General features: G+C 71.5%; 14 protein-coding genes. 6 read left to right on the top strand and 8 right to left on the bottom strand.

Going from position 1 to position 19026, the window contains the following annotated elements; all coding sequences use genetic code 11:
• Positions 1–17 precede the first annotated feature (17 nt).
• From ACIA8E_RS25770 to ACIA8E_RS25760, 3 genes are all read right to left on the bottom strand, one after another.
• The gene (locus ACIA8E_RS25770; RefSeq protein ID WP_399301684.1) at positions 18–3380 is read right to left on the bottom strand and encodes an ATP-binding protein; all 3363 of its coding nucleotides are present in this window, start codon (positions 3378–3380) and stop codon (positions 18–20) included.
• A gap of 86 nt (positions 3381–3466) precedes the next feature.
• Entirely contained in the window at positions 3467–6406 is a 2940-nt protein-coding gene (locus ACIA8E_RS25765; protein ID WP_399301683.1) for an FG-GAP repeat domain-containing protein, read from the bottom strand.
• Positions 6406–8955 (bottom strand): S8 family serine peptidase, encoded by a 2550-nt coding sequence (locus tag ACIA8E_RS25760; RefSeq protein WP_399301682.1) that lies wholly within the window; start codon positions 8953–8955, stop codon positions 6406–6408. Before ACIA8E_RS25760 ends, ACIA8E_RS25765 begins: the two co-directional genes overlap by 1 nt.
• 250 nt (positions 8956–9205) lie before the next feature.
• On the opposite strand from ACIA8E_RS25760, the gene ACIA8E_RS25755 reads away from it, so the two are divergent.
• The gene (locus ACIA8E_RS25755) at positions 9206–10600 is read left to right on the top strand and encodes an aldehyde dehydrogenase family protein (protein WP_399301681.1); all 1395 of its coding nucleotides are present in this window, start codon (positions 9206–9208) and stop codon (positions 10598–10600) included.
• Positions 10601–10640: 40 nt separating this feature from the next.
• Positions 10641–11720 carry a Zn-dependent alcohol dehydrogenase gene (locus ACIA8E_RS25750; RefSeq protein WP_399301680.1) on the top strand — a complete coding sequence of 360 codons (1080 nt, stop codon included), beginning with the start codon at positions 10641–10643 and terminating at the stop codon, positions 11718–11720.
• Positions 11721–11999: 279 nt separating this feature from the next.
• Here the strand turns inward: ACIA8E_RS25750 and ppk2 are convergent, their stop codons facing one another.
• From ppk2 to ACIA8E_RS25730, 4 genes are all read right to left on the bottom strand, one after another.
• On the bottom strand, positions 12000–13031 hold the full coding sequence (gene ppk2, locus ACIA8E_RS25745; RefSeq protein ID WP_399301679.1) for a polyphosphate kinase 2: 1032 nt from the start codon (positions 13029–13031) through the stop codon (positions 12000–12002).
• Positions 12958–13989, bottom strand: a complete 1032-nt coding sequence (locus ACIA8E_RS25740) for a DMT family transporter (protein WP_399301678.1) — start codon at positions 13987–13989, stop codon at positions 12958–12960. The genes ppk2 and ACIA8E_RS25740 overlap by 74 nt, the downstream gene beginning before the upstream one ends.
• A 195-nt stretch (positions 13990–14184) precedes the next feature.
• Entirely contained in the window at positions 14185–14904 is a 720-nt protein-coding gene (locus ACIA8E_RS25735; RefSeq protein ID WP_399301677.1) for an ArsR/SmtB family transcription factor, read from the bottom strand.
• A 14-nt stretch (positions 14905–14918) separates the two neighbouring features.
• Positions 14919–15593, bottom strand: coding sequence for a TetR/AcrR family transcriptional regulator (locus ACIA8E_RS25730; RefSeq protein WP_399301676.1), 675 nt, complete (start codon positions 15591–15593; stop codon positions 14919–14921).
• A 66-nt stretch (positions 15594–15659) separates the two neighbouring features.
• Here ACIA8E_RS25730 and ACIA8E_RS25725 point away from each other — a divergent pair, with 66 nt between their 5' ends.
• The 3 genes from ACIA8E_RS25725 (at position 15660) to ACIA8E_RS25715 (ending at position 17894) form a co-directional block, all read left to right on the top strand.
• Positions 15660–16811, top strand: a complete 1152-nt coding sequence (locus tag ACIA8E_RS25725; RefSeq protein ID WP_399301675.1) for an acyl-CoA dehydrogenase family protein — start codon at positions 15660–15662, stop codon at positions 16809–16811.
• 85 nt (positions 16812–16896) lie between these two features.
• The gene (locus ACIA8E_RS25720) at positions 16897–17187 is read left to right on the top strand and encodes a YiaA/YiaB family inner membrane protein (protein ID WP_267006001.1); all 291 of its coding nucleotides are present in this window, start codon (positions 16897–16899) and stop codon (positions 17185–17187) included.
• A gap of 83 nt (positions 17188–17270) precedes the next feature.
• Positions 17271–17894 carry a TetR/AcrR family transcriptional regulator gene (locus ACIA8E_RS25715; protein ID WP_399301674.1) on the top strand — a complete coding sequence of 208 codons (624 nt, stop codon included), beginning with the start codon at positions 17271–17273 and terminating at the stop codon, positions 17892–17894.
• A 22-nt stretch (positions 17895–17916) separates the two neighbouring features.
• Here ACIA8E_RS25715 and ACIA8E_RS25710 read toward each other — a convergent pair whose 3' ends face one another.
• Positions 17917–18378 carry a MaoC family dehydratase gene (locus ACIA8E_RS25710; protein WP_399301673.1) on the bottom strand — a complete coding sequence of 154 codons (462 nt, stop codon included), beginning with the start codon at positions 18376–18378 and terminating at the stop codon, positions 17917–17919.
• A 149-nt stretch (positions 18379–18527) separates the two neighbouring features.
• Between ACIA8E_RS25710 and soxR the strand changes: the two genes are divergently transcribed.
• The gene (gene soxR, locus ACIA8E_RS25705) at positions 18528–19001 is read left to right on the top strand and encodes a redox-sensitive transcriptional activator SoxR (protein WP_389723041.1); all 474 of its coding nucleotides are present in this window, start codon (positions 18528–18530) and stop codon (positions 18999–19001) included.
• The last annotated feature ends 25 nt before the right edge of the window (positions 19002–19026 follow it).

The following is a 19026-nucleotide window of genomic DNA, read 5'->3' as shown; positions in this document are numbered from 1 at the left end:
GCCGCCGGTGCCGCAGGTCAGCCGGGGAATACCGGACGGGTGGCCCAGTCCGCCCCGGCGGCCTGCGCCACCGCGAACGACCCAGCCGGATACGGGAGTTCAGCCGCGAGGGTGGCGGCGCGGCCGAACTCGTCGTGCGCTTCCTGCGCCCGGCCCAGCGCCGCGAGTGCCGCCGCGTGAACCGTACGCGCGTCGGTCAACGACAGCTGTTCGCCGACGTTTTCGGCGCGCACGGCCTCATCCACCGCCAGCCGCACCGCGCGCTCCGGGCGTCCTGACAGCAGCTCCGACCACGCCAGCAGTGCGGCCGAATCGGGACCGCTGTCGTCGGTCGGCAGTGCAAGGGCCTCCTGCGGGCGTCCGGTGCGTACCAGGAGCTCGGCCTGCGCCGTCCGCACCTCGTACACCGCCTGCCGGTCGCCCTGCGCCTCGGCCACCTCCGCGGCGCGGGCCAGGAGCTCCGCGGCGCCCGGTTCATCCGTCCTCATCCGGAACCGGGCCAGTGCGGCCAGCGCGTACGGGGTGCACCATGCGGGCTGCCCGTCGGTCTCCTGTGCCGCGGCCTCCGCATGTTCCCGGGCCTCCTCGAACTCCCGTAGAAGCAAGTGGAGTTCGGCGAGGTTGGCCCGCTCGAAGGCGACCGCGGTCGGGTCGCCGGTGTGCTCGGCGAGCCGCTGGGCCCGCCGGCCGAAGGAGACCGCCTCGGCGAGCCGGCCCGATCGCCGGGCATGTTCGCGCAGTACGGAGACGACGGTGGCCAGCAACTCCTGGTCGCCGTACGCCTCGGCATGCGGCAGCGCCAGATCGGCCGCCTCGCGGGCCTGCGCGAACCGGCCCGCGAGGCCGAGCGAGGTCGCCTGCATCCCCAGGGCGCGGGCCAGCAGCCCTCGGCGTTCGCTGCCCGGTATGGCGTCCGCGGCGTCCTGTGCGGTACGGGCCGCGGTGTGCGCCGACCCGTACCGGCCGGTCACGAACCGCAGGACCGCCGCCGCCAGATGGTGGGTCGCGGAGGCCAGCGGCAGGGTGCGCGGACCGGGCGGGTAGGTGCGCAGCAGCTCCTCGCCCTCGTCGGTGCCGCGGTACTTCACCAGCACCTCGGTCAGCCGGGCGGCGGCCAGCACCTGACCGTCCTCGTCGCCGCGCCGCACCATGTCGTCCAGCGCCTCGCGCAGCACTGCCGCCGCCTCCTGGTAGCGGGCCATCCGGCGCAGCACGACGGCGCGGTCGATCCGGGCCTGCGCCGCGTCGGAGGCCAACGCGTCGAGCCGGGCGGTCAGTTCGGCGTAGTAGCGGTCCGCGGTGTCATTGGCGCACAGGGCGGCCGCGCGCTCGGCCGCCTGTCGCAGATAGTGGGTGGCCCGGGGGTCATCGGCGCGGGCGAGATGTGAGGCCAGGGTGTCCACGGCGTCCGGCCTGCGCCGCAGCACCGCCTCCGCGTACGCCGAGTGCAGCTGCCGGCGACGGGCCGTGGACAGCCCGTCGTAGCAGGTCAGCCGGACCAGCGGATGCCGGAACGCGAGACCGGGCAGTGGCCGCCCGCCGACCACCACGGTCCGCTCAGCCACCACCGACGCCGCGATCGCCGCGTCCACGGCATCCGTCGCTTCGGCGGACGACAGTGGCGGATGCAGCCCGTGCTCGGTCATGTCGAGCACTTCGGACAGCGCAGCGCCGCCGCCTGCCACGGAGACGGCCTCCACGACCCGTCGCGCCGCCGGCCCCAGCCGTGCCAGGCGCGCCGCCACCAGCTGTCGTACGCCCTCCGGCGCGCTGAGCGCGGCGGGATTCGTGCCCTCGTGGACGGTCCGGGCCAGTTCCAGGGCGAAGAGGGGGTTGCCCAGCGACAGTTCCCAGACCCGGTCGAGCCCGGTCCTGGCGCCCGCGTCCGCCGCGATCGCCAGACACTCCGCACGGTCGAGCCGCCCCAGCTCCAGGGTGCGGGCCAGTCCTTGACGCATCAGACTGTCCAACGCGGTGCGCCTGGGGTCCGCCGCCGCGAACTCCTCGGCCCGGTACGTCACGGCGAACCGCCAGTCGGCGCCGGTGGCCACCGCCCGCCGGGCCAGATGGCTGAGCAGCTGGTACGTCCCCGAGTCGGCGGCGTGCAGATCGTCCAGCACGAGCAGCACCGGCGCGGTGGCGGCCAGATCGCCCAGCAACCCGGCCGTCGCCCGGAACAGCCGGTCGCGCTGTTCCTCCGGGCTGCGTTCCGCGCCCGCGTCGATCTGGCCCAACGAGGGGAGCAGCGAGGCGAGTTCGGGGTACTCGCTGCCGATTCCGGCCCGTTCGGCGGACGGTCTGTCGGCCATCCAGGCGTCCAGTGCCTCGACGAAGGCGCCGTACGGCGTGTGGCCCTCGGCGTCGTGACCCGCGCCCCACAGCACGGTCGTCCCGTCCTCGGCCGCCCGCCGGGCCGCCTCCGCCGTCAGCCGGGTCTTGCCCACCCCGGCCTCGCCCTCGATGAGCCGTACCGGCGGACCGTCGTCGGACAGCAACACATCGAGCTCGTCGGTGCGGCCGCGCAGCGGAGGACCGGGCGGGGTGCGTATCGCGGCGGGAAGCACGGGAGCGGAGACGGCGGGCAGCACCGCCGTGGCCGCGTCCAGGGCAAGCAGATGCAGCTGCTCGGTGGCGGGCCCCGGGCGCACGCCCAGCTCTGCGTCGAGCGCTTCGCGGCACAGGTGGTACTGGCGCACGGCCTGCCGGCGCAGGCCCTGCCGCAGATAGGCGTCGATCAGCACCCGGTGGGCGCGCTCCTCGGCGGGCGCGGCGGCCACGGCGCGCAGCGCCACCTCGGTGGCCAGTTCGGTCTCGCCGTCCGCGAGGTGGGCTTCGGCGAGGGCGATTCGTACCCGGTCGCACAGTGCGGACAGCTGCTCGCGCCGGGCCTCGGCCCAGGGTGCGTACCGGTCCTCGGGCAGCAGCTCGCCGGTGAACGCGGCGAGTGCGGCGGCCAGCGACTCGGCCGAACCCTCGGCCAGGGCCTGCTCGGCGAGGGTCTCGGCCTGATCGGCGTCGATCACCACGGTCTGCGGGTCGAGCCGCAGCAAGGTGCCCTCGCCGGTCAGATAGGACGACGAGGCGCGGGCGGCCAGCTCCGGCTCGATGGCGCGGCGGGCAGCGTGCAGGGCGACCCGCAGACTGCCGAGAGCGGCCTGGGCGTCGGAGTCCGGCCAGCAGATCTCCATGGCCTGCTCGCGGTGAAGGCTGTGGCCGGGGGAGACGGCGAGGAGTTTCACGAGGGCGCGGGCGCTGGGGCGCGGCCACTTGTCGGCGAGCGGGGGCCCGCCATCGCGAGTCACCCGGAACCCACCGAAAAGGTGCAGGCGCAGGAGTGGGGGGCCGGCCTGTGTGCCGTGTCCCGTGTGCTCCGCGTTCATGAGGGCGCCACTGTAACGCGCCGGTCCGCGCAGACCGCGGGCCCCCCGGACCGGAGTCCGAGGGGCCCGCGGCAGGACGAGGCCCGTCAGGAGAGCGTGGACACCGTCATCTGGGAGATGGCAGTGAACTGCTGCAGATACCGGCCGCCGAGCAGCTCGGTCATGCGGTCGAAGCCGGTCTCGTCGAAGCCGAGGTTCACGACCTCGTCGACACCGTCACCGTCGAGGTCGCCGGAGAAGTACTCCCGGGCTCCGATGAAGGTGGTGCTGCCCACGGCGGCGGGGTAGTCGTCGCCCGTCGTCAGCACGGACGGATCCCACAGGTCGAGGCCGCCCTGGATGCCGCCCACGAGGAGGCGCCGTCCGCCGGGACCGGTGAGGAACCCGCCGGTCTCCGTCGACGGCAGCGTGTAGATACGGTGGTCCTGGCCGTCGGCCGAGTAGGTGCGGAAGGACGCCGTCCCCGCGAGGACGAGCCCCTCGGGTCCGGTGAAGTAGCTGCCCACGTTCCAGGGGCCTCCGGCGACGCCGTGGTGGAGGACCTCGCCCGTGCGGCTGTCGCGGATCTCGACAACCGCACGCAGGCTGGAACCGTCAGGCGTGCCCTCCGCCGTCGTCGAGGTCGCGGCGAGCCAGGTGTAGACGACCGCGTGACCGCCGGCGTACGGGATCTCCGGCGAGGTGAAGACGCCGTGGTTCAGGACGGCTCCGTACAGCTTGCCGTCCACGCTCTCGGCCGGGGCCTTCGGCGCGGCGGTCCAGCGTACGGTGCCCTTCTTGGCATCGAGTGCGACACCGTCGGCCGCGGGTGACTCCTTCTCGAAGGCGTCGGCGCTCGCGTACTGCGCGTACACCCGCCCCTCGCCCACCGCGAGGTCACCGAAGACGACGCTGCCCGCGCTGTCGGGCGCCGCGTAGGTCCACAGCTTCGAGCCGTCACCGCGGTAGGCCCGCAGCTTGTCGGTCGGCACGACGATGTCGGCTCGCTTGTCGCCGTTGAGGTCGGCGACCGTCACGGAGCGGACGAACTGCCCGTTCCCGTCGATGCGCTCGATGACCTTGCCATTGCGCCCGTCGATGACCGCGACGGCCGTGTCCGCGGCCACCACGAAGTCGTCGTGGCCGTCGCCGTTGACGTCGCCCTTCTCGATCCGGTGCACCTGCCCGGGAACCGTGGCCTTCCACAGCAGCTTGGGCTTGCCCGCGGTCAGGGACGGACCCGAGTAGGCCCAGACACCGTTGGACGTGCCGCCGACGACCAGGTCCTTCTTCTTGTCGCCGTCGATGTCGGCCGACCGCGCGGACGACAGGTCGCCCTGGAGCGGCAGGACGCTCTGCTGCTTGCCGTTGCCGAACCCGTAGGTCCGGACGTTCTGGTCCTGGTCGACGGTGCGCACGTGCTGGCCGTCGGCATCGCGGTATACCTGGTTGAACATCGGCGAGGCGCCGACGCCCTTGACCTGCCATCGCACGTCGCCGCTGCCGGAGAACACGGTGAGCGAGGCGTACTGCCCGCCTCCGGGGTTCTCGGCGGTGTCCATGCCGGTGTCGTCCTGGGCGGCCGTCACGAGGCTCCCGTCGACGACGTCGAGGCTCCAGGCGCTCGGCCCGTCGTGGCCGTTGTCGGCGGCGCGCTTGACGGTGGAGGACCACAGGACGCTGCCGGGGTCCGTGCCGTCCACGACCCGCACGGTGTTGGCGTTGAGCCACAGCGTCGGGCTGAGCGTGGACTCGCTGACCACGTACTCGGCCTTCCGGTCGCCCCGCAGGTCGCCCATCGTCATGTCGATGGGCACCGCGTTGATCCGGGTGTCGAGCGTGGTGCGCTTGCCGTCGGCCAGAGCGTAGGAGTCGATCTCGTACTCCACGCCGTCGGTGGGGTCGGACTGCTCCAGTGCGACGAGCCGTCCGCGCGCGGTGTCCAGGTGCAGCTGGCGCGAGTAAAGGGCGGTGTCCGTCTGCCACTTGACGGAGCCGTCCCCGGTGTCGAGCACCAGGGTGCGGCCGCGGCCCGCGGCGGTAGCGGTCTTGCGCTGGTTGTACGAGGCGGCGACCAGCCCGCCGCCGAGGTCCTCCAGGGCGCTCCACGCCGTACCGGCGCGCACGCCGGTGTCGTACGTCCAGGTGTCGGAGGGGGTCAGCGCCCCGTCGGCGTACGAGAAGCGGATGCCGGACACGGTGGCGGTCGCGGCAGCGGGGGAGTTGAGGTTGTAGTACGGCGCGTCCGTGACGACCAGCGTCTTGCCGACGAGCTTCACGTTGTAGGCGTACGCGTACAGCTTCGACCACAGCGTCTTGCCGGTCCTGCCGTCGAGAACCGTGACGAAGGTGCCGTTGGGCAGCGTGGAGCCGGGAGAGGTGAAGGGGCGGTACGGGGACACGCCCACGCTCGCCGAGAACACCACGTCGTCCACGCCGTCACCGGTCAGGTCGCCGGTCACGTACCCCTGGTCGGACGCGGGCGTGAACGGGCTCACCGCGTTGTAGCCCATGACGATGCGCGCCGGGTAGGGCTCGGTCTGCCAGGGCCGGGAGTTCTTGACCCCCCAGTCCGCGTACAGCGAGGCGTTGTCGCGCCGCCACAGGGCGGTGCCGTCGGCCTTGCTGCGCTGGACACTGCCGAGGCTGTGCAGGGTGAAGTAGTCGCCGCCCTTCCCGGCCGGGAGGGTGGCGGCCAGGCCGCGTACGCCTTCCAGCGTGGACTTGGGGGAGACGGTCACGGCGGCGCCGGCGTCCGTGCCGGTGCCTTCGTCGAGGTGGGAGCCCGAGCCCTGGTCCGTGCCCTGGTCCGCACCGGAGGTGCCGGAACCGTCGGTCGCGCCCTGCGGGTCGACGCTCTCGCGATCGGCTTCCGCGTACGCGTTCAGCTGGGCGTGGTCCTCCAGCTTCTCGGCCTGGCTGTCCGTGAGGGTGAGCAGGCTGTTGCCATCGTCGGCGGCCAGCGCGGGCGGCGCGGCGCTCAGCGCCAGACCGGCCGCGACCAGCGCGGAGGCGAGCCGCAGCGCCCGCCGGGAGTTGGTTCTCATCACTTGGTCCCCTGCGCGATGCGGATGGCGGACCGGTCCTTGAGGACCGGCTCGTTGAAGGAGTACTGGAGGGCGTCGGTGCCGGCCTGGTTCTCGATGCCGACGGTCGCGCTCGCGCCGTTCTCGGGCGAGGCGGTGGACAGGTCCTGGTACTGGAGGGTGACGGAGCCGGTGGCCTCCTCGAAGACGGCCTCGAAGGAGACGCGGGCCGAGGTGTTGCCGACGAAGGCGGCGTCGTTCCAGACCACCGCGAACTTGCGGCTGCCGGCCGTACCCGTGGTCGCCGTCTGCACGGTGGACTTCTTGTCGAGGACCAGGTCGTCCCAGAAGGCGGCGACGGTGCCGTTGGGCTTCTCGGCCGACGGCAGTGCGACGTTGTCGTAGTCGCCGAGTCGCGGCTCGAGGAAGTTGATCAGGCCGTTGGTGGTGACGCTCGCGCTGGAGTAGGAGACGCCGTACAGCTTCACCGGGAAGGGCAGCGTGATCGTCTTCGCGTCCTCGTCACCGCTGAGCGCGACCTTGCCGCTGCCGCCGATCCACGAGTACGTCGCCGGGGCGCAGCTGTTGCCGGCCGCGTCGGAGCGCGCCGGAACGCGGGCGGTCAGGGTCTCGTCGCCGTCGACGGCGAGGGAGCCGCTGTAGGCGCCGTTGCACAGCACCGGCGCGGTGGGCGTGGCGGTCAGCGTGTACGAACCCTCGGCGACCTTCGGCAGGTTGAAGTGGCCGGAGGCGTCCGTGGTGACGGAGGTGACCGGAGTGCCCGCGACCTGGACCGTGGCCTTGGCGAGAGGCTTGCCGGTGACGTCGAGGACGGTGCCGGACACCGCGTGGGAGGCGACCGCACCGAGCGCGAAGTCCTTGGAGAGCTGCTCACCGGTGGCGACCGTGACGCCGGACGCGGAACCGTCCGCGTAGCCGTAGCCGCTGAGGGCGAAGTCGTACGTGCCCGCCGGCAGCGTGAGCCGGTAGGAGCCGTCCGCCGACGTGGTCACGGTGCGGGTCGAGGCGGAGCCCGAGGCCTTCACCGTGACGCCGGCGAGCGCGGAGCCGGTGACCTTGTCGGCGACCTTGCCGGTGACGACCGCCGCGGTGTGCGGGGCCTTGTCGACGGACGCGAAGATGTCGAGCTTGCCCTCGCCCCAGACGTTGTTCATGCCGGCGGTGCCGCCGCAGTGCGTGTCGTCGACATCGCGCGCACCCTCGTTGAGCAGGGCGCGGGTCGCGTCGATGTCGCCGATGAGGGAGGGGGCGGACGACCACAGCAGAGCGACAGCGCCCGCGACGTGCGGCGTCGCCATCGACGTACCGGATATCGACCTGTACGTGTTGCCCGGCCAGGTGGATCGGACGTCGACACCCGGCGCCGAGATGTTCGGCTTCATCGAGCCATCGAGCCTGGACGGGCCGAAGCCGGAGAAGCTCGCTATCTTCCCGGCCGAGTCATAGGCACCCACACCGTACGCGGGCGCCTGCGAGCCCGGCGCGTGGCCGGTCGAGCAGGTCACGCCGTCGCCGTCGTTGCCGGAGGCGAACGCCTCGAAGATCCCGGCCGCGTTCCACGCCTCGACGATGTCCTGGTAGAAGGTCGTGTCACCGCCGCCCCAGGAGTTGTTGACGATGTCGGGGGCGAGGTCGGGACGCGGGTTCTGACCGGTGTGGTCGGTCGGCGCAAGGATCCACTGGCCGGCCGCGAGCAGTGAGGAGTCCGAACAGGAGCTGGACTCACACCCCTTGGCGGCGATCCACTTGGCGCCGGGCGCGACACCCACGCCGCCCGCGCCGACCATGGTGCCCATGGTGTGCGTGCCGTGACCGTTGTTGTCGCAGGGCGCCGACGTCGTGCACTGACCGGTCGGGTCGTACCAGTTGTAGTCGTGTGTGAAGGAGCCGTCGCCGTTGTTGCCGCGGTAGTTGCCCTTCAGCGCCGGGTGGTCGTACTGGACGCCCGAGTCGACGTTGGCGATGACGATGCCCTCGCCACGGTCGTCGTACTGGTCCCAGACCTGGTCGGCCTTGATGTCCTGGACGCCCCACTCGGCAGCGGTGGGGTCCGCGTCGGTGGCGGCGTCGGTCGACTTCGACTCGGTCCGGTCGAGCTTGTAGGTGTGCTCCTTGACGATGCTCGCCACATCAGGGCGCTTCGCCAGGGCGTCGACGAGGTTCTCGCCGCCGGTCACCTCGACCGCGTTGGCGATCCAGAAGGACCGGTAGCCGACCTTCTCCTTGTCCAGGAAGGCCTGGAGAGGCTGCTGACTGCTCTTCGCTTCGGCGCGCAGTGCCGAGAACGCCGACCTCGCCTTCGCGGCGTGGCTGCGCTTGCCCTTTGCCGCGGACAGGTCCGCCTGCTTCTTGAGGACGACGAAGAAGGTCGACTCCTTGCCCTTCGCGACGGTGTCGAGAACGGCGGAGTCGACCTTCGCGGTGACGGGGCTCGGGTCCGCCGCAGACTGTGCGAACGCGGGTGCGGGGCCGGACAGTGCGGCTGTGGCCGTGATCGCGGCCGCAGCCCACACGGCGGTTCTGCGCCGCGGGGATCGGGGCAGATGCATCGGAGTGCTCCTCCATGGCTGGTACGGGGGAGCCCGCCGCGGTTCCGGGACCAGGGGGTGGGTACGGGAGGAGGCGGGCTGAACCCGGACGCTAGGAGGAGGCCGTTACTGGTGAATTACTGAGCCGCTCGGCGACGCTCGGGTGAACGACCGGGCCGCACGTGACGGGCGTCTCTGGCGCCCAAAAACTAACGGCGCTAGTTTGGGGCCCGGACGACATCGTCCGTACCCAGGCCCGGGAGGAACAGCCATGAAGGCCCACGACGGCATGTACATCGGCGGGGAGTGGCGGCCCGCCGCAGGACGGGACACGATCGCGGTCGTGAACCCGGCGGACGAGCAGGTCATCGCCCATGTCCCGGCCGGAACCGCCGAGGACGTCGACGCCGCGGTACGGGCCGCCCGCGCCGCGTTCCCCGGCTGGTCAGCCACCCCGCCCGCCGAGCGGGCCGCGCGGATCGCCGCCCTGCGCGATGTCCTGGTGGCCCGCCAGGACGAGATCGCCGCCACCGTCACCGCCGAGCTCGGCGCACCGCTCCCGCTGTCGCAGGCGGTGCACGCGGGTGTGCCGGTCCTGGTCGCCGGTTCGTACGCGGAACTCGCCGCGTCGTACCCGTTCGAGGAGAAGCACGGCAACTCCACCGTCCTGCTGGAGCCCGTCGGTGTCGTCGGGGCGATCACCCCGTGGAACTACCCGCTGCACCAGATCGTCGCCAAGGTGGCTCCGGCACTCGCGGCAGGCTGCACGATCGTCCTCAAGCCCGCCGAGGACACCCCGCTGACCGCACAGCTCTTCGCCGAGGCGACCGAGGAGGCCGGCCTGCCCGCCGGTGTCTTCAACCTGGTCACCGGCCTCGGCCCGGTCGCCGGACAGGCCCTCGCCGCGCACGAGGACGTCGACCTGGTCTCGTTCACCGGTTCCACCGCCGTCGGGAAGCAGATCGGCGCCACCGCGGGCGGCGCGGTCAAGCGCGTCGCGCTGGAGCTCGGCGGCAAGTCCGCCAACGTCATCCTGCCCTCCGCCGATCTGGCCAAGGCCGTCAACGTCGGCGTCGCCAACGTGATGGCCAACTCCGGCCAGACGTGCAGCGCCTGGACCCGAATGCTGGTCGACGCCGAGCGGTACGAGGAAGCCGTCGCTCTCGCCGCCGCGGCCGTCGCCAAGTACGTACCGGGGGAGCGGGTCGGCCCCGTCGTCAACGCCAAGCAGCAGGCCCGGGTACGCGGTTACATCGAGAAGGGCATCGAGGAGGGCGCCCGGCTCGTCGCCGGTGGCCCCGAGGCCCCGCACCCGACCGGTTACTACGTCAGCCCCACCGTGTTCGCCGATGTCACCCCGGAGATGACGATCGCCCAGGAGGAGATCTTCGGCCCGGTCATCTCGATCCTGAAGTACGAGGACGAGGACGACGCGCTCCGGATCGCCAACGGCACGGTGTACGGGCTCGCGGGCGCCGTCTGGGCCGCGGACGATGCGGAAGCCGTCGCCTTCGCCCGCCGGATGGACACCGGACAGGTCGACATCAACGGCGGCCGGTTCAACCCGATCGCCCCGTTCGGCGGCTACAAGCAGTCCGGCGTCGGCCGTGAGCTCGGTCCGCACGGCCTCGGTGAATATCTCCAGACCAAGTCCCTCCAGTTCTGAACCGCCCCCGATGCACCCCCGATCAGCAAGGAGCCGGTCCGTGGTCCGCGCCGCCGTACTGCCCGCCGTCGGAGCTCCCCTGGAGGTCACCGACATCGAACTCCCGGAGCCCGGACCCGGCCAGGTGAGGATCCGTCTCGCCGCCGCCGGGGTCTGTCACTCCGACCTGTCCCTGTCCGACGGCACCATGAGGGTGCCCGTCCCCGCCGTCCTCGGCCATGAGGGAACAGGCACCGTCCTCTCCGTCGGCGAGGGCGTCACCCACGTGGCGCCGGGCGACGGCGTCGTACTCAACTGGGCTCCTTCCTGCGGCAGCTGCCACCACTGCGGGATCGGTGAGGTCTGGCTGTGTGCCGACGCGCTGACGGGTGCGGGCAACATCCACGCCCGCACCGCCGACGGCACGGAACTCCACCCCGGCCTGAACGTCGCGGCGTTCGCCCAGGAGACGGTCGTCGCCGCGAACTGTGCACTGTCCGCCCCGGCCGGCATCCCGCTGACCGACGCCGCCCTGCTCGGCTGCGCGGTTCTCACCGGATACGGCGCCGTCCACCACAGCGCCCGGGTCCGGGCCGGCGAGACGGTCGTCGTCTTCGGTATCGGCGGCGTCGGCCTGGCCGTGCTCCAGTCCGCCCGCATCGCCGGAGCCTCGAAGATCATCGCCGTCGATGTCTCCCCGGAGAAGGAGGAGCTCGCCCGCCGGGCCGGCGCCACCGACTACGTCATCGCCTCCGACACCACGCCGCGCGCGATCCGCAGGCTCACCGGTGGACAGGGCGCGGACGTCGCCGTCGAGTGCGTCGGCCGGCCCGCGACCATCCGCGGCGCCTGGGACTCCACCCGGCGCGGCGGCCGCACCACCGTCGTCGGCATCGGCGGCAAGGACCAGCAGGTGACCTTCAATGCCCTGGAGATCTTCCACTGGGGCCGCTCGCTGACCGGCTGCGTCTACGGAAACAGCGACCCCGCCCGCGATCTGCCCGTGCTCGCCGAGCACATCCGGGCCGGCAGGTTCGACCTCTCCATGATGGTCACCGAACGGATCACGCTGGACGGCATCCCGGCGGCCTTCGACAACATGATCTCGGGCAAGGGCGGACGGGCCCTGGTGGTCTTCTAGCCGATGCCCGGAAGGGACCCCGGCCGCCCTCGGCGGCGGCCGGGGATTTCGCCATGCCCGGCCCTTCCTCATCGCGGTCGTCCGAGTGTCACGTGAAGGTAAAAACTGCTGCTGCACGACCCGTTGACCCGCATACCGTCCGGTCAGTACGGTCCCGGCACCGGCGGATCAGCCCCGTCGGACACCCCGTCCCCGTACCCACCGGAGTGATGGGACGCCGACCGGCGTAACGGGTCGCGGGCAGCGGCGGCCGCGCCCTCGTGGTGTTCCGGCCCGGGCTCACATCGTCGGCCCGGCCACCGACCGGTGCGTGGTGAGCAGCCGGGCATCCATCTCGCCCTGCTCGAAGAGCCGGGAGGCCGGACCGACGATCAGCGGGTCCGGCTCGCGGACCACCGTCGTGTCCTTGTCCGGGTAGTCGAAGCGGTGCAGCACGTGCCGGATCGCCTCCAGCCTGGCCCGCTTCTTGTCGTTGCTCTTCACCACGGTCCAGGGCGCGTCCGCCGTGTCCGTGTGGAACAGCATCAGCTCCTTGGCCTCCGTGTACGCGTCCCACTTGTCCAGCGAGGCGAGGTCGACCGGGCTCAGCTTCCACTGCCGTACCGGGTCGATCTGGCGGATCATGAACCGGTTGCGCTGCTCGTTGCGGGAGACGGAGAACCAGAACTTCACCAGGTGGATGCCGTCCCGGGCGAGCATCCGCTCGAAGCCCGGTGCCTGGTGCATGAATTCGAGGTACTCGCGGGTCGTGCAGAACCCCATCACCCGCTCCACACCTGCCCGGTTGTACCAGGAGCGGTCGAAGAGCACGATCTCCCCGGCGCTCGGCAGATGTGCCGAGTACCGCTGGAAGTACCACTGGGTGCGTTCGCGTTCGGTGGGCTTCTCCAGCGCCACGACGCGTGCGCCACGGGGGTTGAGGTGCTCGGTGAAGCGGTTGATCGTGCCGCCCTTGCCGGCCGCGTCGCGCCCCTCGAAGAGAATGACGAGCCGCTCGTTGCGCTCCTTCACCCAGTGCTGGAACTTGAGCAGCTCGATCTGCAGCGCGCGCTTGTCCTTCTCGTATGCCTTCCGGCCGAGCTTGTAGTCGTACGGATAGTCCTCGCGCCAGGCGTCGCGCGCCCGTCCGTCGGGCATCACCAGGACCGGATCGTCGTCCCCGCTGTCGGTCACGCCGAAGGCTTCGAGCTCGGCGCCACCGTGCCGGGCCGCCCAGGCGAGGGCAGCCTCCCTGTGGTCAGCGTCGTCGGCAGCCTTGTTTTTCTTCTTCCGTTTCCTGCGGCTGCTCGGATCCTTGGCGCTCCGGGTCATGACGGCGTCCCTCCACCGGCTGTGCCCGACCATTTCGGGTGCGTCCAGTCTGCGGACGCTTCCGGGAGACCGCCACCCCGGCCAGACAGAGCAGGCCACCGCCGACCGTGAGCAGCGCGGGCACCTCGCCGAGCAGCAGCCACGACATGAGCACCACCAGCGCGGGGACCGCATATGTGGTTGCGCCCATCCGTCCCGCAGTGGTGCGGGCGAGCGCATAGGCCCAGGTGGTGAAGGCCAGGGCGGTCGGGAAGACGCCGAGATAGACCATGTTCAGGGTCGCGGACACCGGGGCGTCGGCCGCCTCGGAGACCAGCACACCGGAGAACGGCAGACAGGCGACCGTACCGACCACACAGCCGAACGCGGTGATCTGCAGTGCCGAGCCGTGCCGCAGCGCCGGCTTCTGGGCGACCACCCCGCCCGCGTACGCCATCGCCGCCAGCAGGCAGAGCGCCACCCCGAGCACCGACGAACTCCCGTGTCCCGACATGGAGAGACCGACCACCGCGGCGCCCGCGAACGACACGGCCATCCCCGTCAGCAGCCTGCGCGGCAGCCCCTCGCCCAGCAGCCGGGCGCCGAGGAGTGCGATCAGGATCGGGCCGATGTTCACGACCATGGCGGCCGTGCCCGCGTCGACCTGCTGCTCGCCCCAGTTGAGCACCACCATGTAGAGCCCGAACCAGAGCAGTCCGGACGTGACGATGCCCGGCCACGCCGCCCTGGACGGCAGCCCCTCGCGGCGTACGAGAAGGAGCGCGCCGAGCGTCAGCGAACCCGCGAGCAGCCGGCCGAGCGCGAGCGCACCGGGGGAGTAGGCCTCACCGGCGCTGCGGATGGAGACGAAGGCGGAGGCCCACAGCACCACGGTGGTGCAGGCGGCGGCGATCGCCCGCCGGTCGCGCACCACGGGTGCGGTGGCGGTCACGGCGGGGGCCGGTAGGGGCGTTGTCATGAGCCCGACCCTAAGGGCTGTCGTAACCCCTGGCGGGCGCACGACGACAGCTACGGCACCTCGCTGCGTTGTCGGAACGCCCGAATACGCCCAGTATGAGGACGCTCCTCCGCCTTGCGATGCACCGCATCTGACGCCGCGCGCTGATCCACCAGGGATCACGGGACAGCCCTTAGACGGGGAACGGTTCGGCGCTCACCGAATTGTTTCCGGCTCGATCCCGAGCAGCTCGTGCAGCGCCCGCTCCCCCTCCCCGGTCGCCTTCACCGCCCGCCCGGACCCGATCCTCACGCACCAGCCGGCATCCAGGGTGTGCCTGCACAGTGAGGCGCCCGCGGCCCCTGCCAGATGCGGCCTGCGTTCCGTCCAGTCCAGACAGCTGCGTACGAGGGGACGCCGTGTCCCGGTGTCCAGCCCGATGCCCAGCTCCGCGAACCAGCCGAGGCCCGCGTCGGTGAGCGCGAAGCCGGTGTCCTGCTGCAGCAGCCCACGCACGGTCATCGCGTCCGCGATCGCGATGCCGATCCGGCCCGCGAGGTGGTCGTAACAGGTGCGTCCGCGGGCCAGTGCGCTGCTCGTGCTGGCGGCCCGGAGGCTCTGTGGCCGCTCCTCGTCACCGGGTGCGGCCCGGGCGGCGAGATCCTCGACGAGGTGGGCGGTCCGTTCGTCGGCGAGCCGCACATAGCGGTGGCGGCCCTGCCGCTCCTCGGCCAGCAGTCCCCCGGCGATCAGCTTCCCCAGATGTTCGCTGGCGGTCGACGGCGCCACCGACGCGTACCGCGCCAGCTCCCCCGCCGTCCAGGCGCGACCGTCGAGCAGGGCCAGACAGAAGGTGGCGCGGGTCTCGTCGGCGAGGAGCGCGGCCAGGGCCGCGAGGCGGGGTGCGGCCGGGGCGTGGGGTGCCATGCGTGCCATGTACCCAGGATGCGTCAGGAACGCTTCGGCGCCGGCCGAACCGTGTGCCCGGCAGGCCCCTGCTCGTACTGCAGGGCGAGGCCGTCGAGCAACGCCCGCAGCCCGGTCTCGAAGGCGCCTTCGTCGACCTGCTGACGGCGGTCGGCCAGCAGGTGGGCCTGGCCGAGGTGCGGATAGTCGGCGGGGTCGTACGCAGTCTCGTCGTCGACGAAGCCGCGCGCGAACGAGCCCAGCGCCGAGCCGGTGATGAAATACCGCATCAGTGCGCCGATGTACGTGGCCTGGGCGGGCGGCCAGCCCGCGCGGACCATCGCGCCGAACGCCGCGTCGGCGACCCGCAGCCCGGCCGGACGGCGGCCGGGGCCCTGGGCCAGCACCGGGACGATGTGCGGGTGCTCGGCGAGCGCCGCACGATAGGAGACCGCCCAGTCGTGCAGGGCCTCTTGCCAGCCGCGGCCGTCGGACTCGTCGAACATCGACAGATCGACCTGCGCGGACACGGCGTCCGCGACCGCGTCCAGGATCTCGTCCTTGTTGCGGAAGTGGTTGTAGAGCGAGGGTCCGCTGACCCCGAGTTCGGCCGCGAGCCGGCGGGTGGAGACGGCGTCGAGCCCCTCGGCGTCCACGAGTGCGCCCGCCGCCTCGACGATGCGGACTCTGCTGAGGAGGGGCTTGCGCGGTCGGGCCATGCGGCACATAGTAGGGCCTGCGAACGAAAAACTAGCAGTGCTAATTAAAAGTGGGAGAACCGAAGGATGAACCTGGAGCTCAGCGAGGAGCAGGAGGCCGTCCGGCAACTCGCCAAGGACTTCGTCGCCCGCGAGATCGCCCCGCATGTCGTCGAGTGGGACCGCGCCGAGAATGTCGACAGGTCGATCGTCAAGAAGCTGGGTTCCCTCGGCTTCCTCGGGCTGACCGTCCCCGAGGGGTACGGCGGCTCGGGCGGCGACCACCTGGCGTACTGCCTGGTCACCGAGGAACTCGGCCGCGGCGACTCCTCGGTCCGCGGCATCGTCTCGGTCTCCCTGGGTCTGGTCGCCAAGACCATCGCCACCTGGGGCGACGAGGAGCAGAAGCGGCAGTGGCTGCCCCGGCTCACCGCGGGCGAGGCGATCGGCTGCTTCGGCCTCACCGAGCCCGGCACCGGCTCGGACGCCGGGAACCTGACGACGAAGGCCGTCCGCGACGGCGACTCGTACGTCATCAACGGCGCCAAGATGTTCATCACCAACGGCACCTGGGCCGACGTCGTGCTGCTCTTCGCCCGCACCAACGACACCCCCGGCCACAAGGGCATATCCGCATTCCTGGTGCCCACCGACACCCCCGGCCTCACCCGCCGCACCATCCACGGCAAGCTCGGTCTGCGCGGCCAGGCCACTGCCGAAGTGGTCCTGGAGGACGTCCGCGTCCCCGCCGCCACGCTCCTGGGCCCCGAGGGCAAGGGCTTCTCCATCGCCATGTCCGCCCTCGCCAAGGGCCGGATGTCGGTCGCGGCCGGCTGCGTCGGCATCGCACAGGCCGCCCTCGACGCCGCCGTGGGATACGCGGGCGAACGCGAGCAGTTCGGCAAGTCCATCGCGAGCTACCAGCTCGTCCAGGAACTGATCAGCGACATCGCGGTGGATGTGGACGCCGCCCGGCTGCTGACCTGGCGGGTCGCCGACCTGATCGACCGCGGTGAGGACTTCGCCACCGCGGCGTCCAAGGCGAAGCTCTTCGCCTCCGAGGCCGCCGTCCGCGCAGCCAACAACGCCCTCCAGGTCTTCGGCGGCTACGGCTACATCGACGAGTACCCGGTCGGCAAGCTGCTGCGCGACGCCCGGGTGATGACGCTCTACGAAGGCACCAGCCAGATCCAGAAGCTGATCATCGGCCGTGCGCTGACGGGGGTCTCCGCCTTCTGAGCCGTCTCACCCGGACGGCGTCTGAGTACGGGGCTGAGTACGGGGGCGCATGTGCCGGGCGCCGCAGCGGCCGATGCTGTCCACCATGAGTGAGACGACATCGGTCAAGCAGCAGAGCACCGCGGCCTTCTACGGACAGGCCGTCGCATCCTTCGGGGTGGCGATGGGCGCGGTGACCCTCGGCATCTACTTCCTCGACGCGAACGCCTGGGTGCGTGGCTTCCTCGCCGTCGGCGTCCTCTACCTCGTCACGTCCTGCTTCACCCTCGCCAAGGTCATCCGGGACCGCCAGGAGGCGGGGCAGCTCATCAGCCGGGTCGACCAGGCCCGGCTGGAGAAGATCCTCGCCGAGCACGACCCCTTCCAGAAGCTCTGACGACCTCCGCCACCGAACCCCTAAGCGCTTGCTCAGGTTCGGGGTATGGTGTGCGTCCTGGTGAACGGAAGGGGTCGGTGACGATGAGCACGGCGGAGGATACCGGCGGCGACAGTACGCCGTGGGGCGAGGTGACGCCCGAGGCGGCCAGACGGCTCCTCGTCGCGGCCGTCGATGCCTTCGCCGAGCGTGGGTACCACGCGACCACCACCCGTGACATCGCGGGCCGCGCCGGGATGAGCCCTGCCGCGCTCTACATCCACTACAAGACGAAGGAAGAGCTGCTCCACCGGATCAGCAGGATCGGTCACGACCGGGCTCTGCTGCTCCTGGAGACGGCCGCGGACGCCGAAGGCACGGCGTCCGAGCGGCTCGCCCACGCCGTGCGGTCCTTCGTCCGCTGGCACGCGGAAGGGCACACCACCGCCCGCGTGGTCCAGTACGAACTCGACGCCCTCGGCCCGGAGCACCGCACCGAGATCGTGGCGCTACGGCGCAGGAGCGACGCGGTGATCCGCCGGATCATCAGTGAAGGCGTGGAGGCGGGGGAGTTCGACGTCCCCGACATCCCGGGGACCACGCTGGCCGTGCTCTCGCTCTGCATCGATGTGGCGCGCTGGTTCAGCGCGCAGGGGAGCCGGACGCCCGACGAGGTCGGCGCGCTCTACGCCGACCTCGTCCTGCGGATGGTCGCGGCCCAGCGGTAGAGCGACCGGCCGTTCCGCGGGCTCAGAAGTAGTAGCGCGACACCGACTCGGCGACGCAGACCGGCTTGTCGCCGCCCTCGCGCTCGACCGTGACGACGGCGGTGACCTGGACGCCGCCGCCCGCCTCCTCGACGCTCTTGAGGGCGGCCGTCGCCCGCAGCCGCGACCCCACCGGCACGGTGGCCGGGAAACGGACCTTGTTGGTGCCGTAGTTGAGGCCCATCTTCATGCCTTCGACCCGCATGACCTGCGGGACCAGCGCCGGAAGCAGCGAGAGCGTGAGATAGCCGTGCGCGATCGTCGTGCCGAACGGTCCGGCCGCGGCACGCTCCGGGTCCACATGGATCCACTGGTGGTCCCCGGTGGCATCGGCGAAGAGATCGACCCGCTTCTGGTCGATCTCCAGCCAGTCGCTGTGCCCCAGCTGCTCGCCCACCCCGTCGCGCAGCTCCTGCGCGGACGTGAAGATCCTCGGCTCTGCCATGTCCCTGGTCCTGCCTTCCCGCTCTCGACCGTGCATCGTCGTGCATGTGTCGTTCATCGCTACTGTCTAAGCGCTTGCTCAGCATGGTTGGGTGTGGCGTTCCTGTCAACGACGGACCGGCCCGGAGGAGTGCACGTAGGGTTCGAGGGGTGCCCCAGATCCCACAGACACTCCATGAACTCACGGTCGGCCAGCTCTCCGCGCGCAGCGGTGCCGCCGTTTCGGCCCTGCACTTCTACGAGGCCAAGGGCCTGATCAGCAGCCGCCGCACGAGCGGCAACCAGCGCCGCTACAGCAGGGACGCGCTGCGCCGGGTCGCCTTCGTCCGTGCGGCGCAGCGGGTCGGCATACCGCTGGCCACGATCCGCGACGCGCTGGCCGAGCTCCCGGAGGAGCGCACCCCGAACCGTGACGACTGGGCGCGGCTGTCCGAGGCGTGGCGCTCCGAACTCGACGAGCGGATCAAGCAGCTGGGCCGGCTGCGCGACCATCTCACCGACTGCATCGGCTGCGGCTGCCTGTCGCTGGAGACATGTGTGCTCTCCAACCCGAACGACATCTCCGGGGACACGATCAGCGGCTCCCGGCTGATGCCGGAGCGCCGGTCGGCGGACTGCCGGTAGGCGAGTCGCGGGCCGGGGCGGAGCG

Origin of the sequence: Streptomyces sp. NPDC051664, from assembly GCF_044453545.1 — a bacterium.
GTDB lineage: Bacteria > Actinomycetota > Actinomycetes > Streptomycetales > Streptomycetaceae > Streptomyces.
Note: the sequence above shows the minus strand (reverse complement) of the source record. Positions and strands in the feature narration are given on the sequence as shown.

What these genes read in the sequence shown, in the direction of transcription:
- ACIA8E_RS25760 (WP_399301682.1), bottom strand. Translation starts at nt 8,955, where the DNA reads ATGCATCTGCCCCGATCCCCGCGGCGCAGAACCGCCGTGTGGGCTGCG.
- ACIA8E_RS25765 (WP_399301683.1), bottom strand. Translation starts at nt 6,406, where the DNA reads ATGAGAACCAACTCCCGGCGGGCGCTGCGGCTCGCCTCCGCGCTGGTC.
- ACIA8E_RS25755 (WP_399301681.1), top strand. Translation starts at nt 9,206, where the DNA reads ATGAAGGCCCACGACGGCATGTACATCGGCGGGGAGTGGCGGCCCGCC.
- ACIA8E_RS25715 (WP_399301674.1), top strand. Translation starts at nt 17,271, where the DNA reads ATGAGCACGGCGGAGGATACCGGCGGCGACAGTACGCCGTGGGGCGAG.
- ACIA8E_RS25740 (WP_399301678.1), bottom strand. Translation starts at nt 13,989, where the DNA reads ATGACAACGCCCCTACCGGCCCCCGCCGTGACCGCCACCGCACCCGTG.
- ACIA8E_RS25725 (WP_399301675.1), top strand. Translation starts at nt 15,660, where the DNA reads ATGAACCTGGAGCTCAGCGAGGAGCAGGAGGCCGTCCGGCAACTCGCC.
- ACIA8E_RS25730 (WP_399301676.1), bottom strand. Translation starts at nt 15,593, where the DNA reads ATGGCCCGACCGCGCAAGCCCCTCCTCAGCAGAGTCCGCATCGTCGAG.
- ACIA8E_RS25720 (WP_267006001.1), top strand. Translation starts at nt 16,897, where the DNA reads ATGAGTGAGACGACATCGGTCAAGCAGCAGAGCACCGCGGCCTTCTAC.
- ACIA8E_RS25735 (WP_399301677.1), bottom strand. Translation starts at nt 14,904, where the DNA reads ATGGCACGCATGGCACCCCACGCCCCGGCCGCACCCCGCCTCGCGGCC.
- ACIA8E_RS25710 (WP_399301673.1), bottom strand. Translation starts at nt 18,378, where the DNA reads ATGGCAGAGCCGAGGATCTTCACGTCCGCGCAGGAGCTGCGCGACGGG.
- ACIA8E_RS25770 (WP_399301684.1), bottom strand. Translation starts at nt 3,380, where the DNA reads ATGAACGCGGAGCACACGGGACACGGCACACAGGCCGGCCCCCCACTC.
- ppk2 (WP_399301679.1), bottom strand. Translation starts at nt 13,031, where the DNA reads ATGACCCGGAGCGCCAAGGATCCGAGCAGCCGCAGGAAACGGAAGAAG.